At 62.3% G+C, this 20,101-nt stretch carries 22 protein-coding genes; 16 read left to right on the forward strand and 6 right to left on the reverse strand.

Annotation, left to right across the window (positions count from 1 at the left end; genetic code table 11):
- Positions 1-10: 10 nt before the first annotated feature.
- Genes HY836_RS04545 through HY836_RS04565 form a run of 5 tightly spaced genes read left to right on the forward strand, consistent with a single transcriptional unit; the run spans position 11 to position 1,931 of the window.
- A complete protein-coding gene (locus HY836_RS04545; RefSeq protein ID WP_290673997.1) occupies positions 11-181 on the forward strand; it encodes a rubredoxin in 171 nt (56 codons plus the stop codon).
- Positions 182-221: 40 nt separating this feature from the next.
- Positions 222-881, forward strand: a complete 660-nt coding sequence (locus HY836_RS04550; RefSeq protein ID WP_290673999.1) for a sigma-70 family RNA polymerase sigma factor — start codon at positions 222-224, stop codon at positions 879-881.
- A gap of 12 nt (positions 882-893) precedes the next feature.
- Complete coding sequence (locus HY836_RS04555; RefSeq protein WP_290674001.1) at positions 894-1,130, forward strand: zf-HC2 domain-containing protein; 237 nt, start codon at positions 894-896, stop codon at positions 1,128-1,130.
- 51 nt (positions 1,131-1,181) lie between these two features.
- Entirely contained in the window at positions 1,182-1,697 is a 516-nt protein-coding gene (locus HY836_RS04560) for a DoxX family protein (RefSeq protein WP_290674003.1), read from the forward strand.
- Positions 1,698-1,715: 18 nt separating this feature from the next.
- Positions 1,716-1,931, forward strand: a complete 216-nt coding sequence (locus tag HY836_RS04565) for a hypothetical protein (RefSeq protein WP_290674005.1) — start codon at positions 1,716-1,718, stop codon at positions 1,929-1,931.
- A gap of 25 nt (positions 1,932-1,956) precedes the next feature.
- Here HY836_RS04565 and HY836_RS04570 read toward each other — a convergent pair whose 3' ends face one another.
- From HY836_RS04570 to HY836_RS04585, 4 genes are read right to left on the reverse strand one after another with little or no spacing between them, the layout of a single operon-like run.
- Positions 1,957-2,757 (reverse strand): transglycosylase domain-containing protein, encoded by an 801-nt coding sequence (locus tag HY836_RS04570; protein ID WP_290674007.1) that lies wholly within the window; start codon positions 2,755-2,757, stop codon positions 1,957-1,959.
- 31 nt (positions 2,758-2,788) lie between these two features.
- A complete protein-coding gene (gene aroE, locus HY836_RS04575; protein WP_290674009.1) occupies positions 2,789-3,649 on the reverse strand; it encodes a shikimate dehydrogenase in 861 nt (286 codons plus the stop codon).
- Between the two features lie 11 nt (positions 3,650-3,660).
- Complete coding sequence (locus tag HY836_RS04580) at positions 3,661-4,566, reverse strand: energy transducer TonB (RefSeq protein WP_290674011.1); 906 nt, start codon at positions 4,564-4,566, stop codon at positions 3,661-3,663.
- A gap of 46 nt (positions 4,567-4,612) precedes the next feature.
- The gene (locus tag HY836_RS04585) at positions 4,613-6,682 is read right to left on the reverse strand and encodes an RNB domain-containing ribonuclease (protein ID WP_290674013.1); all 2,070 of its coding nucleotides are present in this window, start codon (positions 6,680-6,682) and stop codon (positions 4,613-4,615) included.
- Between the two features lie 105 nt (positions 6,683-6,787).
- Between HY836_RS04585 and HY836_RS04590 the strand changes: the two genes are divergently transcribed.
- Positions 6,788-7,426, forward strand: a complete 639-nt coding sequence (locus HY836_RS04590; RefSeq protein ID WP_290674015.1) for a GNAT family N-acetyltransferase — start codon at positions 6,788-6,790, stop codon at positions 7,424-7,426.
- On the opposite strand, the gene HY836_RS04595 is transcribed toward HY836_RS04590, so the two are convergent.
- On the reverse strand, positions 7,359-7,964 hold the full coding sequence (locus HY836_RS04595; RefSeq protein ID WP_290674017.1) for a YqiA/YcfP family alpha/beta fold hydrolase: 606 nt from the start codon (positions 7,962-7,964) through the stop codon (positions 7,359-7,361). The two genes, HY836_RS04590 and HY836_RS04595, sit on opposite strands and share 68 nt — an antisense overlap.
- A 109-nt stretch (positions 7,965-8,073) precedes the next feature.
- Here HY836_RS04595 and HY836_RS04600 point away from each other — a divergent pair, with 109 nt between their 5' ends.
- Complete coding sequence (locus HY836_RS04600; protein ID WP_290674019.1) at positions 8,074-10,887, forward strand: carbohydrate binding domain-containing protein; 2,814 nt, start codon at positions 8,074-8,076, stop codon at positions 10,885-10,887.
- Between the two features lie 86 nt (positions 10,888-10,973).
- Here the strand turns inward: HY836_RS04600 and HY836_RS04605 are convergent, their stop codons facing one another.
- Positions 10,974-11,540 (reverse strand): glycerophosphodiester phosphodiesterase family protein, encoded by a 567-nt coding sequence (locus HY836_RS04605; protein WP_290674021.1) that lies wholly within the window; start codon positions 11,538-11,540, stop codon positions 10,974-10,976.
- Positions 11,541-11,673: 133 nt separating this feature from the next.
- Here HY836_RS04605 and gspG point away from each other — a divergent pair, with 133 nt between their 5' ends.
- From gspG to HY836_RS04650, 9 genes are read left to right on the forward strand one after another with little or no spacing between them, the layout of a single operon-like run.
- The gene (gene gspG / locus HY836_RS04610) at positions 11,674-12,099 is read left to right on the forward strand and encodes a type II secretion system major pseudopilin GspG (RefSeq protein ID WP_290674119.1); all 426 of its coding nucleotides are present in this window, start codon (positions 11,674-11,676) and stop codon (positions 12,097-12,099) included.
- A 20-nt stretch (positions 12,100-12,119) separates the two neighbouring features.
- A complete protein-coding gene (locus tag HY836_RS04615; protein ID WP_290674023.1) occupies positions 12,120-13,205 on the forward strand; it encodes a type II secretion system F family protein in 1,086 nt (361 codons plus the stop codon).
- The gene (locus HY836_RS04620; protein ID WP_290674026.1) at positions 13,202-14,758 is read left to right on the forward strand and encodes a GspE/PulE family protein; all 1,557 of its coding nucleotides are present in this window, start codon (positions 13,202-13,204) and stop codon (positions 14,756-14,758) included. Before HY836_RS04615 ends, HY836_RS04620 begins: the two co-directional genes overlap by 4 nt.
- Entirely contained in the window at positions 14,755-15,606 is an 852-nt protein-coding gene (locus HY836_RS04625; protein ID WP_290674028.1) for a hypothetical protein, read from the forward strand. Before HY836_RS04620 ends, HY836_RS04625 begins: the two co-directional genes overlap by 4 nt.
- Positions 15,603-16,226 (forward strand): hypothetical protein, encoded by a 624-nt coding sequence (locus HY836_RS04630; protein ID WP_290674030.1) that lies wholly within the window; start codon positions 15,603-15,605, stop codon positions 16,224-16,226. The genes HY836_RS04625 and HY836_RS04630 overlap by 4 nt, the downstream gene beginning before the upstream one ends.
- The gene (locus HY836_RS04635; RefSeq protein WP_290674032.1) at positions 16,223-16,816 is read left to right on the forward strand and encodes a GspMb/PilO family protein; all 594 of its coding nucleotides are present in this window, start codon (positions 16,223-16,225) and stop codon (positions 16,814-16,816) included. The genes HY836_RS04630 and HY836_RS04635 overlap by 4 nt, the downstream gene beginning before the upstream one ends.
- Positions 16,813-17,397, forward strand: a complete 585-nt coding sequence (locus tag HY836_RS04640) for a hypothetical protein (RefSeq protein ID WP_290674034.1) — start codon at positions 16,813-16,815, stop codon at positions 17,395-17,397. The genes HY836_RS04635 and HY836_RS04640 overlap by 4 nt, the downstream gene beginning before the upstream one ends.
- Before the next feature lie 2 nt (positions 17,398-17,399).
- Positions 17,400-19,622 carry a secretin N-terminal domain-containing protein gene (locus HY836_RS04645; RefSeq protein WP_290674036.1) on the forward strand — a complete coding sequence of 741 codons (2,223 nt, stop codon included), beginning with the start codon at positions 17,400-17,402 and terminating at the stop codon, positions 19,620-19,622.
- Positions 19,588-20,100 carry a type II secretion system protein gene (locus HY836_RS04650; protein WP_290674038.1) on the forward strand — a complete coding sequence of 171 codons (513 nt, stop codon included), beginning with the start codon at positions 19,588-19,590 and terminating at the stop codon, positions 20,098-20,100. The genes HY836_RS04645 and HY836_RS04650 overlap by 35 nt, the downstream gene beginning before the upstream one ends.
- Position 20,101 lies beyond the last annotated feature (1 nt).

The raw sequence follows: 20,101 nt of genomic DNA on the forward strand, positions 1-20,101 counted from the left end.
AGACCTCCACATGACCTACCGCTGCCCCAATTGCGGCTACGTGTACGACGAAGCGAAAGGCGAGCCCCATGAGGGCTTCAAGCCCGGCACGCCGTGGAAGCTGATTCCCGACGACTGGGCCTGCCCGGGCTGCGCCGTGCGTGACAAAGTGGATTTTGAGCCAGAGGGCGACGCCGCGTGACGTTACAGTGGGGGCTGCTTAATCAAGCCAGGCTCCCCACATGTCTCGCGACGAAGCTGCTCTGCATCCAGGGCCCAACGATGAAGCCGACCTGAGTGCGTCGGCTTCTGCCGTTTCTGGTGCGGATCGCCAGGGGCTCCATGACCCCGGCTTTCTGGCCGCCTTGCGCACGCAGATGGTGAAGTTCGCGCGCTTGCATCTGGGCGACGGGCACCTGGCGGAGGACGCGGTGCAAGAAGCGTTGGCTGGCGCCTGGACGGGCGCGCAGCGCTTTGCCGGCCGTGCGGCCATCAAGACCTGGGTGTTTGCCATCCTCAAGAACAAGGTGGCGGACCTGTTGCGCCACAAGCAGCGCATGGTGGACGCCAGCAGCCTGCTCAAGGAAGGCGAAGAGCAGTCCATGAGCGACCTGTTCGACGAGCGCGGGCACTGGCTGCAAGACAGCTCGCCCACCGCCTGGCATTGCCCTGAAGCCAGCCTGGAGCAACAGCAGTTCTGGGCCGTGCTGGAGGTCTGCCTCGATGGCATGCCGGCTTCGCAAGCCCGCGTTTTCATGATGCGCGAGTTCATGGGGTTCGAGACCGACGAGATCTGCAGCACCGTGGGGATCACCAGCAGCAATGTGTTCGTGCAGTTGCACCGGGCGCGCCTGCGTCTGCGTGAGTGTCTGAATCAGCGCTGGTTTGCGCAGGCAGCTTGAGGACGCGCCACCATGTTGAAGTTGAACTGCGAACAAGCCACCCGCCTGATGTCGGAGGCTCAGGAGCGTGACCTGGCCATGTCCGAGCGCACCATGCTGCGCGTGCACACCTGGATCTGCGAAGGTTGCCGCAACTTTGGCGGCCAGCTGGGCTTCATTCGCCAGGCCATGCAGGGTTTTGCGGCACGAGAGGGTGATGCCGGCCTGCCGCAGGATGAGGATGCAGGCCCGCCGCCGGGTGCCGTGTAAGAAATCGCCCGCACGCACGACCAACCGGGAAGCACTTGTCTGGAGCCTCCCATGTTGACCACCTCTTCTTCGTTTGATTCGAATTCTCATGCAGCCACCGGCACAACGGGAGGCGGCCTGCGCGCGCGCGTTCTGGCCCTGATGCAGGCCTGGTTGCGGCTGGAGGTCTGGCCTCAGGCGCTGGCCTTGCTGGCTGCGCGCTTGTACCTGTTTGACGTCTTTTTCAAATCCGGCCGGACCAAGGTGCGGGATTGGGATGCCACGCTCTTCCTGTTCAGCGAGGAATACCACGTGCCCGTGTTGTCACCCGAACTGGCCGCCTGGATGGGCACCGGTGGCGAGCTGGGCTTCTCCGTGTTGCTGGCTTTGGGGCTGTTGACACGGCCTGCCGCGATCGGTCTGTTCTTTGTGAACGCCATGGCTGTGATCAGCTACCCGGATCTGGCGCCGGCTGCACTCAAGGATCATCACCTGTGGGGTGTGCTGGCCTTGGCGCTGGCCTGTTTCGGTGCCGGCCGTTTGTCGCTGGATTCACTGGCCTGGCGCCGTTGGCTGAACCGGGGTTGATCTCTTAAGATGTGGCGCATGAAAAAACACCACATCACATTCTGGGTTGGTCTGCTGGCTGTCTTGAGCTTGACCGCTTGTTCAAAACAACTGGCCTACAACACCGGGCAGGCCTGGCGTCAGAACCAGTGCCATGCGATGAGCAATATCGATGATCGCCAGCGCTGCATGAAGGAAGCCGGGCAGCCCTATGACAATTATCAGAAGGGCGTGGACGACATCAACAAGAAGTGATGTCGTGCCTTGCTGGCATCGCGGATCAAGGTAGTTCGGCGCCACCCATGCGCGCCGCGATGGTGCCCGAGCGGCTCATGATGTAGCCCGAGCGCGGTTGTTGCTCGAAGCGCTTGGGTGCTGGCAGCATCACGGCCAGTCGGGCTGCCTGCATGGCGCTCAACTGCGAGGCTTCCACCTGGAAGTAGTGGCGTGAGGCGGCCTGGGCGCCAAACACGCCTTCGCCCCATTCCACGTTGTTCAGGTAGACGCCCAGGATGCGCTCCTTGCCCAGGATGCCTTCGAGCATGAAGGTGATGACGAACTCTTCACCCTTGCGCAGGAAGTTGCGTTCGCTGCTGAGAAACAGGTTCTTGGCCAGTTGCTGGGTGATGGTGGAGCCGCCGATGATCTTCGGTGTTGCGGTGGTGGCTGCAGTGGGTGGCGGGGGCACCGCGCGGCCCCGGGCTTTGGCGCGTGCCACGGCGCGGTCGTAGCGCTCCTGCGCCTGCTGGCGGATCTTCTCGACCTTGGCCTGGGCCTGGTTGTTCTTCTTCCAGGCGTTCTTCAGGGCATCCCATTCCACGCCACAGTGATCGACGAAATTGCCATCTTCGGATGCAATCACGGCGCGCTTGAGGTTGTCGGAGATGCGGTCGTAGTCGCGCCAGGACTGGCTCCACGTGATGCCACCTTGCTCACGCAACAGGCGGGACATCTCGCTGCGCTGGAAGGTGGTGGATTGCGGGTCCACAAAACGCATCAGGCCGATGCGGGCGGCAAAGTAGAGCTGCAGGCTCAGGCCGCTGAGGATCAACAGGACGACGATTCGCCAGACTGCACGCATCGGTGGGCTCTTGCTGATGGGGTTGCGGGGTTCAGTGAGGCTGGGCTGCGTCAACCAGGGCACGCATGTGGGCCAACACCGGTGCGGTATCGGGCCGTACGCCGCGCCACAGGGCGAAGCTCTCGGCGGCCTGTTCGACCAGCATGCCCAGCCCATCACGCGGTACGGCGCCATGGCTGCGGGCCCAGTCGAGGAAGGCTTGTGCAGCCGGGCCGTACATCATGTCCAGCGCCAGCGTGCCGGGTTTCAGCACCTCGGGCCCGACGGGCACGCCACTGCCGGCCAGGCTGGCGGCCGTGCCATTGATGAACACATCGAAGGCTGTGCCCGGGTCTTGCAAGCCGCGGGCGCTGAGCTTCACGCCGTGTTGGGCTGCCCATGCGGCGTGGCGGTCCACGATGGCCTGGGCCTTTTCAACCGTGCGGTTGGCCATGACGATCTCGGCGGGGCGCGCTTCGATCAGCGGGCCCATGACGCCTGCACTGGCGCCGCCTGCGCCCAGCAACAGCACGCGCTTGCCTGCGAGGGCCACGCCCGCGTTGACAGTGATGTCACGCACCAGGCCCACGCCATCGGTGTTGTCTGCCACCCAACCGCCGGCGCTGCCGGCATCGAAGCGCAGGGTGTTGGCGGCTTGCGCCAGCTCGGCGCGTGGGGTACGGCGTGCAGCCAGCTCGAAGGCTTCGAACTTGAAGGGCACGGTCACGTTGCAGCCCTTGGCGCCACCGGCCGAGAAGGCCTGGATGTGGGCCTTGAAGGCATCGAGCGGGCACAGCAGGCGGCCGTAATCCACGGCCTGCCCGGTCTGCTGGGCGAACTGGGCATGGATCAGCGGCGAGCGGCTGTGTTCAACCGGGTTGCCGGCCACGGCGTAGCGGTCTGCGGTGGTCATGTGTGCTTGGTTCAGGGGGCGGCTGGGGCCGGGGCAGTCTGACCCGGCGCGGGCGCCTGGGTGATGGCCTGCATGCCTTCGTCACGGGTGAAGCGGAAGCGCGAGGAGATCAGCAGCAGGTCCTTGCCGGCGATCACTTCAGGCGGAATGCGCCCATAGGGGCCGCCTTGCTTGACGATTTCGGCGGCGCGCTTGTCCAGCATCCTGTTGCCTGAGCTGATGGTGATCTCGGTTTCACGCACCTTGCCGCTGCGGTCCAGCGTGATGATCATGTACATCTCGCCATACAGCTTCTTGCCGTTGTGTGAGGGGAAATGATCAGTGCCCATGCGCTCCACCAGGGTGCGGAACTGGCTGTAGTACATCGCATCGGCGGCCTTCATGGTCGCCGGGCTGATGATGCGCTTCTTGGGGCGCTCGTTTTCTTCGCGGATGCGCTTTTCGATTTCGGCCAGCAGCTTGGTCAGCTGGCGGCGGCGTTCTTCATCGGCGCGGGACTGGCTGGTCTCGGCCTTGGCGCGCGGTTGCGGCGGCGGCAGGGCAGACAGCTCGTTCTTGACCTGCGTGAGCAGTTGCTGCTGTTCTTGCTGCATCTGCTCGATCATGCGGGCTGTCTGCTCCAGCGCATCGCCCATTTCGGCTTCTGGCGAAGGCGGCAGCGGCGAGGTGGCGCGGCCGGTGTCTTCACCGCCGCCGGCCAGGTTCTGCTGCGCCAGGGCCTGGGCTTTTTCTGGTGGTTTCTCGCCGCCCGCGTTCACCAGAATGACCTCCAGCGGGGTGTCCTTGAAGGTGCGGTTGAAGCCTTCCGGGTCAATGAAGCGGAAGCTGAACAGGCCCACGTGCAGCAGCGCCGAGATCCCCAGGCAGATCTGCAGGAGGCTCAGGCGTTTCCACAGGGATCGAAGGCGTTGCAGCATTCGCGTTCAGGCTTGGCGTAGGCAGTCGGGCTGAGGGGCCAGGCCGTCAGGCAGCCGGGGCGTCGCCCGCAGGGGCGTCCGCATCGGTCACGTCGATGGCCAGGGTCAATGGACCTGCATTGTCCAGCACCTCATCGTCTTCACCACCTTCGGTGTCACCCTGATCAGAGGGTGTGGCTTCGTCGAGACGCGCCACCACGCTGGCGTGCACGTCCAGGGTCAACTCGTCGACACCGGTGATGCGCACGCGCACCTTGGCATGGCGAGGCAGGTTGTCCGCACCGATGGCCTTGAAGACCAGGGGCAGGGTGTCGGCGCGCACCAGGCCGTTGACCATGACGGCGCAATCGAGCTCGCTCAGGCCTTGCTGGCCCAGGTACTTGATCGTCCAGTAGCGCTCCATGGCGGACTGGAAGCCGTTGTAGGCGCTGTAGGCTGTGTCGAAGTTCGAGATGATGGCGAACAGTTCGGCATCCTTGGGCTTGAAGGGGGCAACCAGGGCAGCCGTGCGGCCATTCTTGGCGCAGGCGACGATCTGCCACTGGTTGACCAGGTCCACATAGCGGCGCAGTGGTGAGGTGGCCCAGGTGTACTGCGCCACGCCCATGCCGGCGTGCGGCGCGGGCTTGGTGCTCATGCGCACCTTGATGCCGGGTTGCAGGCTGGCCTGGCTGCGGTAGATGCCGGGCACGCCCAGTTCGGCCAGCCAGCCACCCCAGGTGCTGTTGGCCAGGATCATGGCTTCGGCCACGATCAAGTCGAGCGCCGAGCCACGTGCGCGGGTGCCGATCACCACCTGCTCTTGCCCGGTGGGCTCCACGCCGTCGCTCATGGTGTTCTCGCCATTGGCGCCGATGAGCTTGAAGCTGTAATCAGGGCGGTTGAAGGTCTCGGGCTTGCCGCGCACGACCTCGCGCTGGGCCTTCAGGTGCTTGGCCAGACGGAAGGCGAAGGCCAGTTCGGGTGCAAAGGCGTAATTGACCGAGGCGGCCGGGGCCTCACCGCTGAGCGTGGCATCGGTGATGATGCCGTCGAGCTTGTCGTGGCGCAGGTTGGCGGCGATGGGCACGCGCTCCAGCTTGGTCTCGCTGCTGGTGACCGCCAATGTGGCTTCGTCAAACGTGACGTACAGCGACACGGCGGGGCAGTCACGGCCTTCGATCAGCGTGTAGGTCTGCACGACGTCATCGGGCAGCATGGTGATCTTGTGGCCCGGCATGTAGACGGTGGACATGCGGGCGCGGCCCAACGCATCAACCGGCGAGCCCGGCGCAATGGCCAGGCTGGGCGCGGCGATGTGGATGCCGTAGGTCACGCTGCCGCTGCCCAGTCCTTGCACGGACAGGGCATCGTCGATCTCGGTGGTCATCGAGTCATCGATCGAGAAGGCGCGCACGGCGGCCAGGGGCAGCTCGTCCTTGATCGGGGGCGCTTCCAGAGCGGGGAAGCCCGAGCCCTTGGGGAAGTGCTCGAACAGGAAGCGCTTGTAGTGGAACAGGTAGGGGCTGTCGATGGCGCCCGCGTCCTTGAGCAGATCCAGCGGGGCGCGTTGCGTGGCCTTGGCGGCGTCCACCACGGCTTTGTATTCGGGGCCGTTCTTGTCGGGCTTGAAGAGGATCTTGTAGAGCTGATCCTTGATGGGCTGCGGGCACTGGCCTGCTGCCAACGCTTGCGCCCATTGTTCGATCTGCAAGGCCTGCTGCTTCTTGCGCTCGATGGCGACCAGGGCCTGCTTGAGGATGTCCTCGGGCGCCTTGCGGAAACGGCCCTTGCCACGGCGATGGAAGTAATGCGGCGTGTCGAACAGGCGCATCAGCATGGCGGCCTGCTGCACGGGGTCGGCATTGGCGCTGAAATACTCCTTGGCCAGGTCCTCGAAGCTGAATTCGTCTTCCGGGGCCACTTCCCAGATCAGGTCCACATCGATGTCGGCCGCCTGGGCCGCACCCTGCGCCAGGATATCGGCTGGCGAGGGCTTGGCGAACTTGATCAGCACGTTGGCGGCTTTCACCTTCACGCGCTTGCCCGAATCGAGCTCGATCTGCATCGAACTGTCGGCTTCGGACATCACACGGCCGGCCTGGAATTTACCGGCGTCGTCAAAAAGGGCAAACATCGAATGGGGGTCTTTTCTGGTGTCAGACCGTGATTGTCCCATTTTGTTGCTGGGGCATGCGGCGGGCGGCTGACAGGGTTTTTCGGATGCGGCATCGTGCAGGCCATGGACTGGCCTCGTCTGATCGAAACACCTCGGCTGCAACTGCGGGACATGCGCGCCGGCGACGCGCAAGATGTGTTCGACGCCTACGCCAGCGATCCGGAGGTGTTGCGCTACCTGGGCTGGCGACAGCATGAATCCGTAGAGGACACGAGGCAGCGTATCAGCTATGACATCCATCGCTGGATGAAAGGGAGCGCCTGGGTCTGGGGTTTGAGCTTGAAGGCGCCCCATCCGCAAGCAGGGCGCGTGTTTGGTCAGATCGAACTGGCTCCGATGAGCTTTCCGTCGGATGAGGCTCATCACCTGCGGCTGGGCTATCTGATGTCAAGCCGCTACTGGGGGCAGGGCTTGATGGCCGAGGCTGTGCGGGCTGTTCTGGCTGTGGCCTTCGCTCATGCGCATGTCTGGCGGGTCGATGCCTTGTGTGATGTCGATAACGTCTACTCTATGGCCATGCTCGCGAGGATTGGCATGCCATGTGAGGGGCGCTTGCGGCGCGCGTTGTCGCATCCGAATGTCTCCCATCAGCCGAGGGATGCCTGGGTCCATGCCCTGTCTCGGGACGACTGGCTCACGCGCCTGCAGCAGGCAGGCCCAGCCACTTCAGCAGCTCTGGCATGTGCAGATCAAAGTCGCTGACGGCGTGGTCGCTGCCCTCTATCAGGCGCAGGGCGCCCGCCTGATAGCGCCCTGACATTTCTTCCCAGTTCAGCACCTCGTCACCCTTGGCGATCAGCGCCCAGTAGCGCTCGGGCCGGGTGATGGGGTAGCGGGCAATGGCGTTGAATTCATCGATGAATTCGGGGCGGAAGAAAAAGTGATCATCCGGATCGTGGAAGGACGTTTGTTCGCCGATGTACCTGGCCAGATCACGTGCTGGCTCCACCGCCGGGTTGATCACAGCCGCACGACAGCCGCGGTGTTCTGCCAGCACGGTGGCATAGAAACCGCCCAGAGAGGAGCCGATCACGACCAAGCCGTCTGCGGGCCAGGATGAGGTCTCTTGCTGGATCAAGGACCAGGCCTCGGCGGGCGACGGTGGCAGTTGTGGGCATGACCAGGTCAACTCGGCACCGTTGTCGTTCAGCCGGGCGATGTGTCGCGACAGCATCTGCGCCTTGAAGGACCGGGGCGATGAGCGGAAGCCGTGCAGGTAGATGAGATGGCTTGTAGTCATGGTGGCGAACCTATCGTTTGCATGCACTGTCGAAAGCTGGCACAGGGCTTAGCATATCTGCGCCCGTTGCGTTCGATGGGCACCATCATCAATCAACTCCAGGGAATATATGTCATACAGACGCTTAGCGGCTGGCCACGCTTTGGCCGGCCTGGTGGCCTTGTGCACACAAACCGCGATTGCGGCCGACTATTACGTCAATACCGGGTCATGGGGAGATGGAAATCCCGGTTCGCAATTCTTACCCTGGCGCACGCTCGACAAGGTGAACAGCGCCGCGCTCCAGTCCGGTGATCGCGTGCTGTTCAAGAAGGGGCAAGTCTGGGAGGGCACGCTCAAGTTGAAGAACGGTGTCACTTACGGCAGCTATCCTGACAGTTCAACCGAGGCGGCGCCGTTGATTCGTGCTTCGTCGAATGTGGGTGGATTGAACTGGGCCCTGCACAGTGGCCAAATCTATGTGGCAGACGTCTCCACTGTGCTCAGAAACGAGACAGACGTTCAGGGCGTCGTTTATCCGGCGGGCATTGGTCAGTTGATCTACAACGGCGCCCGTTTGCAACGGGCTCGCTATCCAAATATCGGTGTGGGCGGCGGCCAGGGCGTGTTCAACCGAGGGCAGAACAGGTTCCTGCGCGTGGCAGCTGGCACGCCGGTTGTGGATGGCGCTACTTCGCACACCATGTTGCTTGAAAGCGGCTCAGTGCCTGCTTCCGTTGGTGCAAGTGATCTGGTTGGTGCGCAGGTCTACGTCAAAAACTGGCCCTGGTTCATGACGCGTTATGACCTCAAGGCAGCAGCCAGCAAGACCAGCGTGAGTGTCACGGCTGACGCGACCTGGCCAGGTGACAAGTCCTATCGTCTGACGGCGGGCAATGGCTATTGGCTGGAGAACAAACTGTGGATGCTGGACAAGGAGGGTGAGTGGGTTTTCGATGCTGCTGCGAAAAAGCTCTATGTCTGGTTGCCATCGGGGGCAAACCCGAGCGGCAAGGCGCTGTACGCGTCTTCACGCGTGCATGCCATCGAAGCACGTGATGTGGCTTCGGTCAAAGTCAAGGGCCTTGCCGTTGCCGAGTCCCGGGGGGATGCCGTGGCCATCAATCGTCCCACCAGCGCTGTTGTCCTGGATGGCCTGAGTGTTGCGCGGGCCGGTGCCATGGGCATCGTCATCATCAACAACGGCTATGGAAGTGGTTCTGTGTCCAACTCGGTGGTCAATGACAGCGGTGCGGCGGGCATCTACCTGGGTAGCAACAGCACGCGATCCATCCAGGTGACGGGCAACACTGTTCGAAACGCGGGCTTGGGTCTGTACGCGCATGCCGGCATCTGGCTTGGGCATGGCTCCGTTGCGAGTGGCAACACGGTTGAGCGCTCCAGCTACATCGGCATTCGCGCGGCCAAATCGAACGCCATCAACAACAACGTGGTTCTGAACAGCTGCCTGGAGTTCGATGATTGTGGCGGTATCTACGCGCGTGGTCTGGACTACGACGGCGCCGTGTATGGGCTAGTCTACAAGAACGATGTTGGTAATTCGATCAACGCCAACTTCGTTGATGGTGCACTATTGGCCAGCGCACCGGATCGCCTCGATGGCTTGGCTGACGTCGCGCCCGATACGGTCAGCAGTGCGACCAACGGCATCTACCTCGATGACTTTGCGGGCGCCGTCACCGTCGATGGCAACTACGTTACCGGCTTCGACCGTGGGGTGATGTTGCACTACGGCAGAAGCAACACCGTCAGGAACAACAAACTGGTCGGGAACACCCGCACACAGTTGTGGATGCAGGAAAACCGGCACGGCAATCTGACCACGTTTGCAGTGCCTGAGTATTGTGGTGTGATGCCCGATTGTGACGCCAATAACTACTTGCGGTTCAACACGGTGACAGGCAACGTGTTGGCCTCGCGCCAGCCCAATCCAGTGATTGCACATTCCAGTGATTTTGCCGGTGCAGATGATTTTGCGACTTACTCCAACAATGTGTATGCCACTTACGGCACCCCGGTGTTCGCCTTGATCGAGTCCGGCGGTGTGTTCAACAAGACCTTCAGCCAGTGGGTACAGAGTGGGCAGGATACGGTGGCCAGAACGCCTTGGAATGTTTTTTCCACCTCCGCCGGGACGAAGGTTGTCGCTGGTGCTGCCAATATGGTTGTGAATGGTGGGTTCGAGCAGGGGCTTTCAGGTTGGGGTGACTGGCATGCCGTGTCGGCAGCTGGTGCCGGCGGCTGTTTCGGCGGTGGGTTATGTCTCACCACGGAGCCGAGCGCAGATGCAGCGCCATCGGAGGGACGCAAGATCTACATTGTCAACACCACCTCGCCGATGACGCTGACACAGGGGCAGACCTATGTGCTGACATTTGATGCCTTGGCCGTGAATGCGGGTGAGAACCTGCGAACGGTGCTGCGCAGCATGAGCAATTTCTCGGACAAGACCAATGTGGTGGGGTTCAACCTGTCGTCCAACTGGCGAACCTATACGGCCATCTTCAATGCGAAGGAGTCTTTGAGCAATGCCCGACTTGATTTCGAGTTGGTGACCACTGGGCAGGTGAGGATCGACAACGTCCGCATCGTGCCGGCTCAGTCGGTATCCGGTAATGCACAGCCTGTCGGCTTTTACAATGCGGGCACCGCGTCCCGGTTGTTCGATTGTCCTGTAAGCGATGCCGCTGCCTGCAAGAAGTATGTCGATGTGGTGAGCGGTGCAGACGTGAGCTTCCCGCTCATTTTGCAGGCCAAGTCCTCACGCGTCCTGGTTTTGAAAGACGCAGTCTGGATGGATGCGGACCGCGACGGGGTGCCGGGCGATGGTGCGGCCGGTGGGCTGGATCGCTGCCCCGGAACCTTGGATGGTGTAGGGGTGAACGAGTCGGGCTGTGCGGTTGGTCAGGTGCCCTTGCCATGATGGCTCGGCACTGATTGGATCAGTCAAAATTGAAAACGGGGGCACAAGCCCCCGTTTTCGCGATGGCAGCCGGGGGGGGCAGAGCCTCAGGCCTGCGCCAATGCGTCGCGTGCCTGCTTGCCCAGGAAGGGTTGATCGGTAAACAAGCCATCTATGCCCATGGCCAGGAATACCTGGATCTTCAGACCTGCCGCATGGGCATCCTGTATCAATGTGGTGGGGGCACCAAGTGCGCCGTTGACAAGCGGGATCATCAGGACGGTATTCGCACCAATGCTCACAGCGCAGGTGGCAATTTCCCGGAGATCATCGGGCCTGGTGAGGTCCGCATAGGTGCGTGTTTCACCGCTCAAGACGAAGTCATAGGGCCGGCCTGAGTCGTTGAGCAGCTGGACCAGGGGTGCGCTGGTCATTCTGGCCAGGTCTTTGAGATTGCCCACTTCAAAGGACTGGATGAACACGGGCGAATGCTTGAGGCGCAATCCGCGCTTGTGCGAGGTGCGGACCAAAGGCTCCTCCAGTGACAGTTGGATGCTGTCGAAGTAGATCGGGTGTTTGGTTTCAGGATACACGCCGATGGGTTTGAGCTTGCGGGCAGCCTTATCCCCCCCCCCAGGTGGCGGGATAGCGCGTGCCGGATTGGCGTTTGTCACAAAGCTGTCAGCAATAGCCCAATAGGATCATGCCCAGTGCTTTGCCTTTGCCCTGGCGAGGCTGGAAGGATCCCCTTTGAAGAACTTGTGTCTGGCGCCTCACAGCGAGGTGCTGGCTGAACTCGTCCCTGATATGTCCGCTGTACGCCAGGCCAGGTCCTCGCGTGGTTTCACGCTGCTCGAATTGCTGGTGGTGCTGGTCATCATCGGCTTGCTGGCGGGCTATGTCGGCCCACGCTTTTTCGCCCAGATCGGCAAGTCCGAGGTCAAGACAGCCGCGGCGCAACTGGATGCCTTGGGCAAGGCCCTGGATCAGTATCGGCTGGATACAGGTCACTATCCCTCATCCGAGCAAGGCTTGAACGCCTTGTGGGTCAAGCCGGGTGATGAGTCCCGCTGGTGGGGGCCCTACCTGCGCAAGGCACCACCCAAAGATCCATGGGGAAGGGCCTACCAATACAAAGCGCCAGGTGAACATGGCGACTACGACCTGTCCTCTCTGGGCAAGGATGGCCGCGAAGGCGGTGAGGGTGAAGACCAGGACATCACCAATTGGTGACGAACCAACAAGGTCGGACCATGCGTCGCCCCCTTCTGTCCATGTTGAACCTATCCAAGCCTGCACCCCGGCGTGCCGGGTCGGACTTCCCGCGCCGGCTCTTCTGTCAGGAGCTGGCCGTGTTGCTGGATGCAGGCATCCCGCTCTATGAGTCCTTGATGACCTTGCGCGAGAAGGAAGCGTCCGTCACCGTGGCGCAGGTGCTGACCACCGTGACGACAGCCCTGTCGCAAGGCAAGACGCTGTCACAGGCGATGCGCATGCAACCGGAGGCGTTCAGCTCACTGTTGATCGCCTCCATCGAAGCCAGTCAGCGCACAGGCCAGACGGCGCAAGCCCTGCGTCAGCATGCGAGCTATCTGGCCTGGCTCAGCGGTTTGCGCGACAAGCTGGTCAGTGCGGCCATCTACCCCGCCATATTGATCGGGGCGTCCTTTCTGGTGATCACCTTCCTGACGGTGTTCGTCGTACCCCGTTTTGCCGATATCTATGAAGGAATGGGCGGGGAACTGCCCTGGTTGTCGGGCTTGCTGCTCGATACCGGCAAAGCGGTGGGTGAGCACCCCTGGCTGGTGCTGGGCGCCATCGTGGCCCTGGTAGTGGCTTGCATCGCAGCCTGGCGTTCGCCTTCAGTCCGCGCGGCGGCTTCGGCACGCCTGTGGCGAACGCCGGTCATCGGGCCCCGTCTGCGCCTGATCGAGCTGGCGGCGCTCTACCGCACCCTCGGCCTCTTGCTGCAAGCCGGCGTGGCCGTGGTGCCAGCACTGGAGGCCTCCGTCGAACTGGTGGGGCCGTCGTTGCGGCCCTCACTGCTGCAGGCCACCCGTCGCGTCAAGGAGGGGGCTCGCCTGTCGGACAGTCTGCATCAGTGCACCCTGTCCACGCCCGTGTCGCTGCGCATGATGCGTGTGGGCGAGCAAACGGGCGAACTCGGTCCGATGCTGGAGCGGGCCGCCACGTTCTATGACGAAGAGCTGGCGCGGTTCACTGAATGGGTCGGCAAGGTCGTCAGCCCTGTGCTGATGCTGGTGATGGGTGTGCTGATCGGTGGGATCGTGGTGTTGATGTACTTGCCCATCTTTCAGGTGGCGGAGCAGATTCAATGAGCGCGGTGCTTCAATCCGTGACGCCGGTGCTGAACTGGACACCTGATTGGTCGGCCTGGCCTTTGGTGCGTGCCATGCGTTTGCGGGTAGTGGTGGCCTGCGATGCCCAGAAGCGTTACTGGGCGCTCACGCCATCGACCGATGACGTGCTGCTGCGTGAAGCGGTCAGTCGGGCCGTGGCACTGCCCTTGCAATGGCGTGAAGTAGACGAAGACACCTTGTCCTTGCTGCTGGCGCAAGGTGAACACAGCTACCAGGCTCGAGGTGCGCTGATCCATGATGATGTCGCTGGTGATGGTGGACAGGTCGGCGCAGAGACGCATGCGCTGTCTGTCGAGTCCATCAGCCGCCAGAGCAGTCCGGTGGTCAAGTTGCTCGATGCGACCCTGTTCGATGCCATGAAGGCGCAGGCCAGTGACTTGCACATGGAGTCCACCGCCACGGGTATGGTCATACGCCATCGCCTGGACGGTGTGATGGTGCCCGTTGGTGATGTCGGTTCGCGTGAAGTGGCAGAACAATTGGTGTCGCGCCTGAAGGTGATGGCCGAGCTGGACATCGGCGAACGCCGTCTGCCTCAGGATGGGCGCTTCAAGCTGAGGGTACAGCAGTCGGCCGAGGCCGGCTTGCGCGATGTGGACTTCCGCGTGTCCATCATGCCCAGCAGCTTTGGCGAAGATGCCGTGTTGCGCATCCTGGATCGCAGCCGACTTTCCACCGAGGCGCAGGCACTGAGCCTGGAGGGGCTTGGTTTTGATGCCGATGACGCAGCCGTGGTGCGTCGTCTGGCGTGCAAGCCTTATGGCATGTTGTTGGTGACGGGGCCGACGGGCAGTGGCAAGACCACGACGCTGTATGCCATCGTGCAGGAGATCAACGATGGCACGGACAAGATCATCACCATCGAAGACCCGGTGGAGTACCAGCTGGGTGGCGTTGTTCAGATACCCGTCAACGAGAAGAAGGGCCTGACGTTCGCACGTGGCTTGCGCAGCATCTTGCGTCATGACCCAGATCGCGTCATGGTCGGCGAAATCCGCGATGCCGAGACCGCCCAGATTGCTTCGCAAGCGGCGCTGACGGGACACCTGGTGCTGTCCACCATCCACGCCAACAACGTGTTCGACGTCGTGGGGCGCTTCATGCACATGGGGGTGGATCTCTACAACATGGTATCTGCGCTCAATGGCGTGGTGGCGCAGCGGCTCATGCGCAAGCTGTGCAGCCATTGCGCGCAGCCATGGCATCCGCGGGCCACCGACCTCAAGGCGGCGCAGTTGCCGCTTGACACACAGGGGCACTTTTTCAGGGCTGTCGGTTGCCCGAGTTGTCGCGGCACTGGCTACCGTGGGCGCAAGGCCATCTCGGAGATCTTGTTGATGGATGACACCCTGCGCGATCTCATCGTGAGCCGCGCCTCGCTCATCCGGATAAAGAGCCATGCCAAGGCCAGCGGCACGCGATTGCTGCGTGAATCGGCGCTGGCCTGTGTGTTGCGGGGTGAGTCCACACTGGATGAGCTCAATCGCGTGACGTTGGCGGACACAGCATGACCCAAGCTGATGTCAATTCGATAGGCGATGCGCGGCAAGCCGGTGGTGGCAGGTTGCCGAGTTGGCTGCGCGTTGCCAGCCTACGTGCCCGCGCCCGCTTGAGCACGTTCGTCAGGCCGCATCAGATCCTGCTTCTGGGGCGGGACCGTGGCGTCACTGATGCCGTGGCCACTGAGGCAACCTTGGCCGCCTTTTCCTCGTGGTGCGAGGCCAAGCAGGGCAGCATTTGCGAAATCGGCTTGTCGGGCAATTGGCTGCTGTTGTGCGTGGCGGAGTCGGGGACGCCCCCTGACGCGCTGCGTGAGCAAGCGATGCTTCAGTGGGCGCACTACCACGGCCTTGACGCCGCGCAGATCAATGAGCAGTGGGTGCTGCGTGACCTGTTGGTCCCTGAAGCAGCCATTCTTTGTGCGGCACCACGGGCGTTGATTGATGGCATGAGCGAACGGGCGAGTCTGCATGGCGTGCAGGTTCGGGGTCTCTTTCCTTGGTGGGTATTCGCTTTGCAGGTGTGGTGTGAGCGACTTCTGGCTGATGTCCTGAGCGCAGAGCACTCAGCTTCGCACCAGTTGACATTGGTCGAGCCTGGCTATTTGACCCATGTGCAGGCCACCATCCGAGAACAGGGGGTACAGATCAATCGGATCTGGACCGAAGCTGGCGACCTGGCCGACCACCTCCCCCCTGTTGCCCCCGTCAGTCAGCGACCAGATAGCACGATCTTGCGGCTGCCGCCAGCGCCGCCCGGCGTACAGCCTGGGGATGAGGCCTGGCGGACCTGCTTGTGGTGCCACGCTGATCTGCGCACGCTGATGACGGACGACGTGTTCAAGGAGGCGCGGCCATGACGCGCCTGACCAAGCGCTTGCATCTGTCCGCAGCATCGTGGGCTGATGCGCTCGATTTTGTCGGCCCGCGCGTACGCACATCCCTGGCAGGTTGGGCCTTGCTGGCATTGGGGCTGGTTGCCGTTTTGCATGGCGCGGAACGGATGGATGCATCCCAGCAGGCGTGGGATGAGGCTGAATCGACCTTGAAGCGGCTGCAGCGTGGTGGGCAGAGGATGGCTGTCACAACGCAGGCGCTCGCGCCGTCGGGCCGAGACCCGGCGACAGCTGAGCCTGCTCTGGCGGAAGGTGCTTGGCAGCACGCCGGGCAATTGGCCCAGGTTCTGGGCTTTGACTGGGCGAATGTTCTGCGGCGCGTCGATACCGTGGCGGACCAGGAGCAAGTTGTGCTCCTGCAGTTCAGCCTGGATCTGGCGGCTTTGGGTAGTGGGCCAGACGCACAGCCTGAAATCAAGCTCCAGGCCGCAGTAAGGGACGATGCCCACGCCTTGCAATGGTTGGAAGCCGCCGGTCCCTATGCGAGTCTGAGGTCACGCGAACGCCTTTCAACACCCTTTGATACGCGCCACGGCAGCTATGCCTGGCGCGTGGACGTGTCGATTCGTGGGGGGGGGCCATGAACGACATCATGAGCGTGCTCAAGCGTCTCGGATGGCCCGGTCTGATCGGGTTGATGCTGTTGGGCTTCGGCTTGTGGGTCGAGTATGGCTGGACACCTGCCCAACAGGCGAAGACGGCGCAACTGGAGGCAGATGCTCGTCGATTGCGGCACGAGTTGTTGGCCGATGCAGCAAGGCTCGACGCTTCGCGCAAAGAGGGGCGAGAGCAGGGTGGTGTAGCGGGTTCACCGCAAGCGGCCTGGCAGGCCCTTTGGCGTGGTCTGCCTGATGATGCTCAGCGTGTGGCGCTGCAAAAGCATGTGTTGTTGACCGCGCAAGAGCGTGGCCTGGTGCTCAACAATGTGCAGTACAGCGGTCAGATGGAACCCTGGTTGGACAAGCAGTCCAAGCAGGGTTTGTGGCGGTTGCGGATGTCCATGCCGGTAGAGGGATCCTATCCGGCCGTGCGCGCCTGGCTGGATCGATTGTTGCAACAACCTGCGCTCAGCCTCGACGCTTTGGAGTTGCAGCGTAGCAGCGCGATGTCCGACCAGATTAAGGCTCAAGTCAGTGTGTCACTTTGGTGGCGTCAGGGCGGGGGGCAACGATGAAGCCACCGTTGTTGGTCGGGCTGGCCGTGGTGCTTGGGGCGACGATCTGGGCTTCCATGCAGGAGGACGATGCCGTAGAGCCCACACGCGCCGACGATGCCCGACCTGCGGCCAGATCGACTGCCACCCAAAGGCCCAAGGAGTCACAGCAGGTGTCATGGGCACAAACGCAATTGATGGATGGTGTGTTGCTCTGGCAGAAGCGGCGAGATGGTGATGGATGGGGTGATGGGCCCAGGCCGACCAGCGTGGCATGGGCCTCGCTTCTCCCTCCGACTCCTGTACAGGCCGCGCAGTCAGAAAAGGATGTGCCACCTCCCGTGGCGCCACCGTTTCCGCACAAATGGCTTGGGCGTTACAACGACGAAGCCGTCGGCGTTCAGGAACCCGTCGTTGGCGCCTCGTCCGTCGGTGTGGTGCGGCCGGTTCAGCGGGCCTTGGTGGCGGGGCCGTCGACCACCTGGGTGCTCAAGGAAGGTGACGTCGTCGACGGGCAATGGCGTGTCGATCGGATTGAAGCTCGCACGATGCAATTGACCTATCTGCCCCTGAATCTGCCTCAGACACTGGCGATGAAATGACCATGACAAGCCTTCATAAACCTAGCATGCTGAATCTGGTGCTGAGCCTCTCAGTCGCGCTTCTACTGGGTGCTTGCGCGTCTCCGGCTGTCGATCAGGCCCGGCAGTTGGGCAAGCAGGGGCAGCATGAAGCGGCGTTGACCACGTTGAGGCACGCCTTGACGGAGAGCCCGAATGATCGGCGTTTGCAGCTTGCGTACGCCACCCTCCAGGAGGAGGCCGTGAACGAACTGGTACCCAAGGCATCGGTGGCACGGTCGGCTGGCAAGCTCGACGAGGTCAGGGCTGTGCTGAGTCGCCTTGACAGCATTGCGCCGCAGCATCCACGAACCGCCTCTATTCGACAGGATCTCGAACGCATCAAGCGCTTGGAGCGCCTCTTGGATGATGCCAGGCAGGCATTCAGTGAACGTGCCTATGAACGTGCCGAGGCGGCGTTGCGCTCCTTGCTGGCCGAAGACGCTGGCAACCGTCGAGCGCGTGATCTGTTGGACAACATCGAAGCCTTGCGGGCGCAACAAACCCGCCAGCAAAGCACCTTGTCGCTGGCTGCCTCGCAGCAGCCAGTGACGTTGGAGTTCCGCGAAGCACCTCTGAAAAACGTGTTCGAAGCGCTCTCCCGGGCCGCCAACATCAACTTCGTTTTTGACAAGGATGTTCGTGGCGAAAGCAAAGTCACCCTGTTCTTGCGCAACACCAGCGTGGAAGAGGCCATGCGGGTCATCTTCAGTACCCAACAACTGGGATCCAAGCTGCTCAACGACAACACCGTGTTGGTCTTTCCAGGCACCCAGCAGAAGCAGCGGGAGTTGCTGGACACGGTTACCCGGTCGTTCTACCTGACCAACGCCGATACCAAGCAGGCTCAGACACTCATCCGTACAGTGGCCAAGACCCGCGACATCTACGCGGATGAGCGGCTCAACATGCTTGTCGTGCGCGACACGCCGGAAGTGATGCGCCTGATCGAGCGCCTCATCCAGAGCCTGGACCTGCCAGATCCGGAGGTCATGCTGGAGTTGGAGGTCATGGAGGTGTCCACCAAGACGCTGGACCAAGTTGGCATCAACTGGCCAGAGGCCGTGAACTATGGTGTGCCTGGAAGCACTGCACCTATTGCGCTCTCATCCCCTTTGCCTGATTCGCTGCGCTACTACGTGCCCAACCCGCTGGCCATCGTGAACCTCAAGTCCACGCGGGGTGCAACCAATCTGCTGGCCAACCCGAAAATCCGTGCACGCAATCGCGAAAAGGCCAAGGTGCTGCTGGGGGAAAAGTTGCCTATCTTCACCACCACCTCGACGGCCAATGTAGGGGTTTCTGCATCCGTGACCTATCTGGATGTGGGCCTCAAACTGGAAGTGGAGCCTCAGATCCTGCTTGACAACGATGTGGCGATCAAGGTCGCGCTGGAAGTCAGCAGCATCACCGACAAGGTCCTTGGGCCACAGGGCTCCATCGCCTACCAGGTCGGTACACGCCAGGCATCGACTACCCTGCGCTTGCGGGATGGGGAGACCCAGATTCTGGCTGGATTGATCAACGATAACGAAAGCCGCTCGTCAGCGGGCATCCCCGGTTTGCACAACATGCCGATCGCGGGGCGTCTGTTTGGCTCGACCACCGACTCCAAAGAGAAGACTGAAGTGATCCTGTTGGTCACGCCTCACATCGTGCGCAATCTGGTTCAGCCTGCCTCGGCGGTATCCCTCATGCCTTCTGGCACGGAAGCCCAACCAGGTGCGGCGTCTTTGCTGTTGCGCAAAGGCGTGACGGCCCGAAGCGGTGCCCAGGGTACGGCGGCGTCCTTGCCGAGTGCTGCTGCCGGACGTGGTGCGGGTGTCACTGGTAGCACTGCGGCGGCCCCGGCTGTCAACTTGAGCGGGCCGGAAGAGGTGCTGCCGGGCGCATCCTTCCAGGTCTCGGTGCGTAACCCGACGAACCAGCCCTTCAGCGCTGTCTTGCTCATCGACAGTGGTGTGCTCGAGATGGACATGCCTGGCGGCGGGCAAGGCAGCTCAACCAGCATCTCGGTCCCGCCGAACGGCATACAAACCGTGACGATGCGTGTCAAACCCGGCCTCAGATCCGCCGAGACGATGGTCACCCTGGACGGCGGTGCCGAACCATTGCGCCTGAGGGTACGCGACCCTTCATCGCCGGACGGCGCACCGTCTCAGGAGAACCCCGATGCAGACGAGCCGGCATCCGATCTCAACCGCTGATACCGGGCGAGGCGGGCTTCGCGGCTTCACGCTCATCGAAATGGTGGTCGTGGTGATGATCGTGGCGATACTTGCCAGTGCGGCCATGCCCCTGTCTGCGTTGCACAAGCGGCGCACCCAGGAGGCTGAATTGAGGCAGTCTCTGCGCGTCATTCGATCGGCCCTGGACGCCTACAAACAAGCCTGGGATGCTGGCAAGATCGAGAAGAAGGTGGATGACTCCGGCTATCCGCCCAACCTCCATGTGCTGGTCGATGGCGTCAAGGATGTGTCGAGCCCCAAGGGGCAGCGCATCTACTTCTTGCGGCGCCTGCCTCGCGATCCCTTTGCGGATCCACTGCTGTCTGCGGCGCTGACATGGGGGGGGCGCAGCTATGACAGCCCGCCGGACTCCCCGGCTGTTGGTGCGGATGTCTTCGATGTTTATTCCCGCACACCCGGCCTTGGCCTGGATGGCACGCCCTATCAACAATGGTGAG

Source organism: Aquabacterium sp. (genome assembly GCF_016234775.1).
Taxonomy (GTDB): domain Bacteria; phylum Pseudomonadota; class Gammaproteobacteria; order Burkholderiales; family Burkholderiaceae_C; genus Aquabacterium.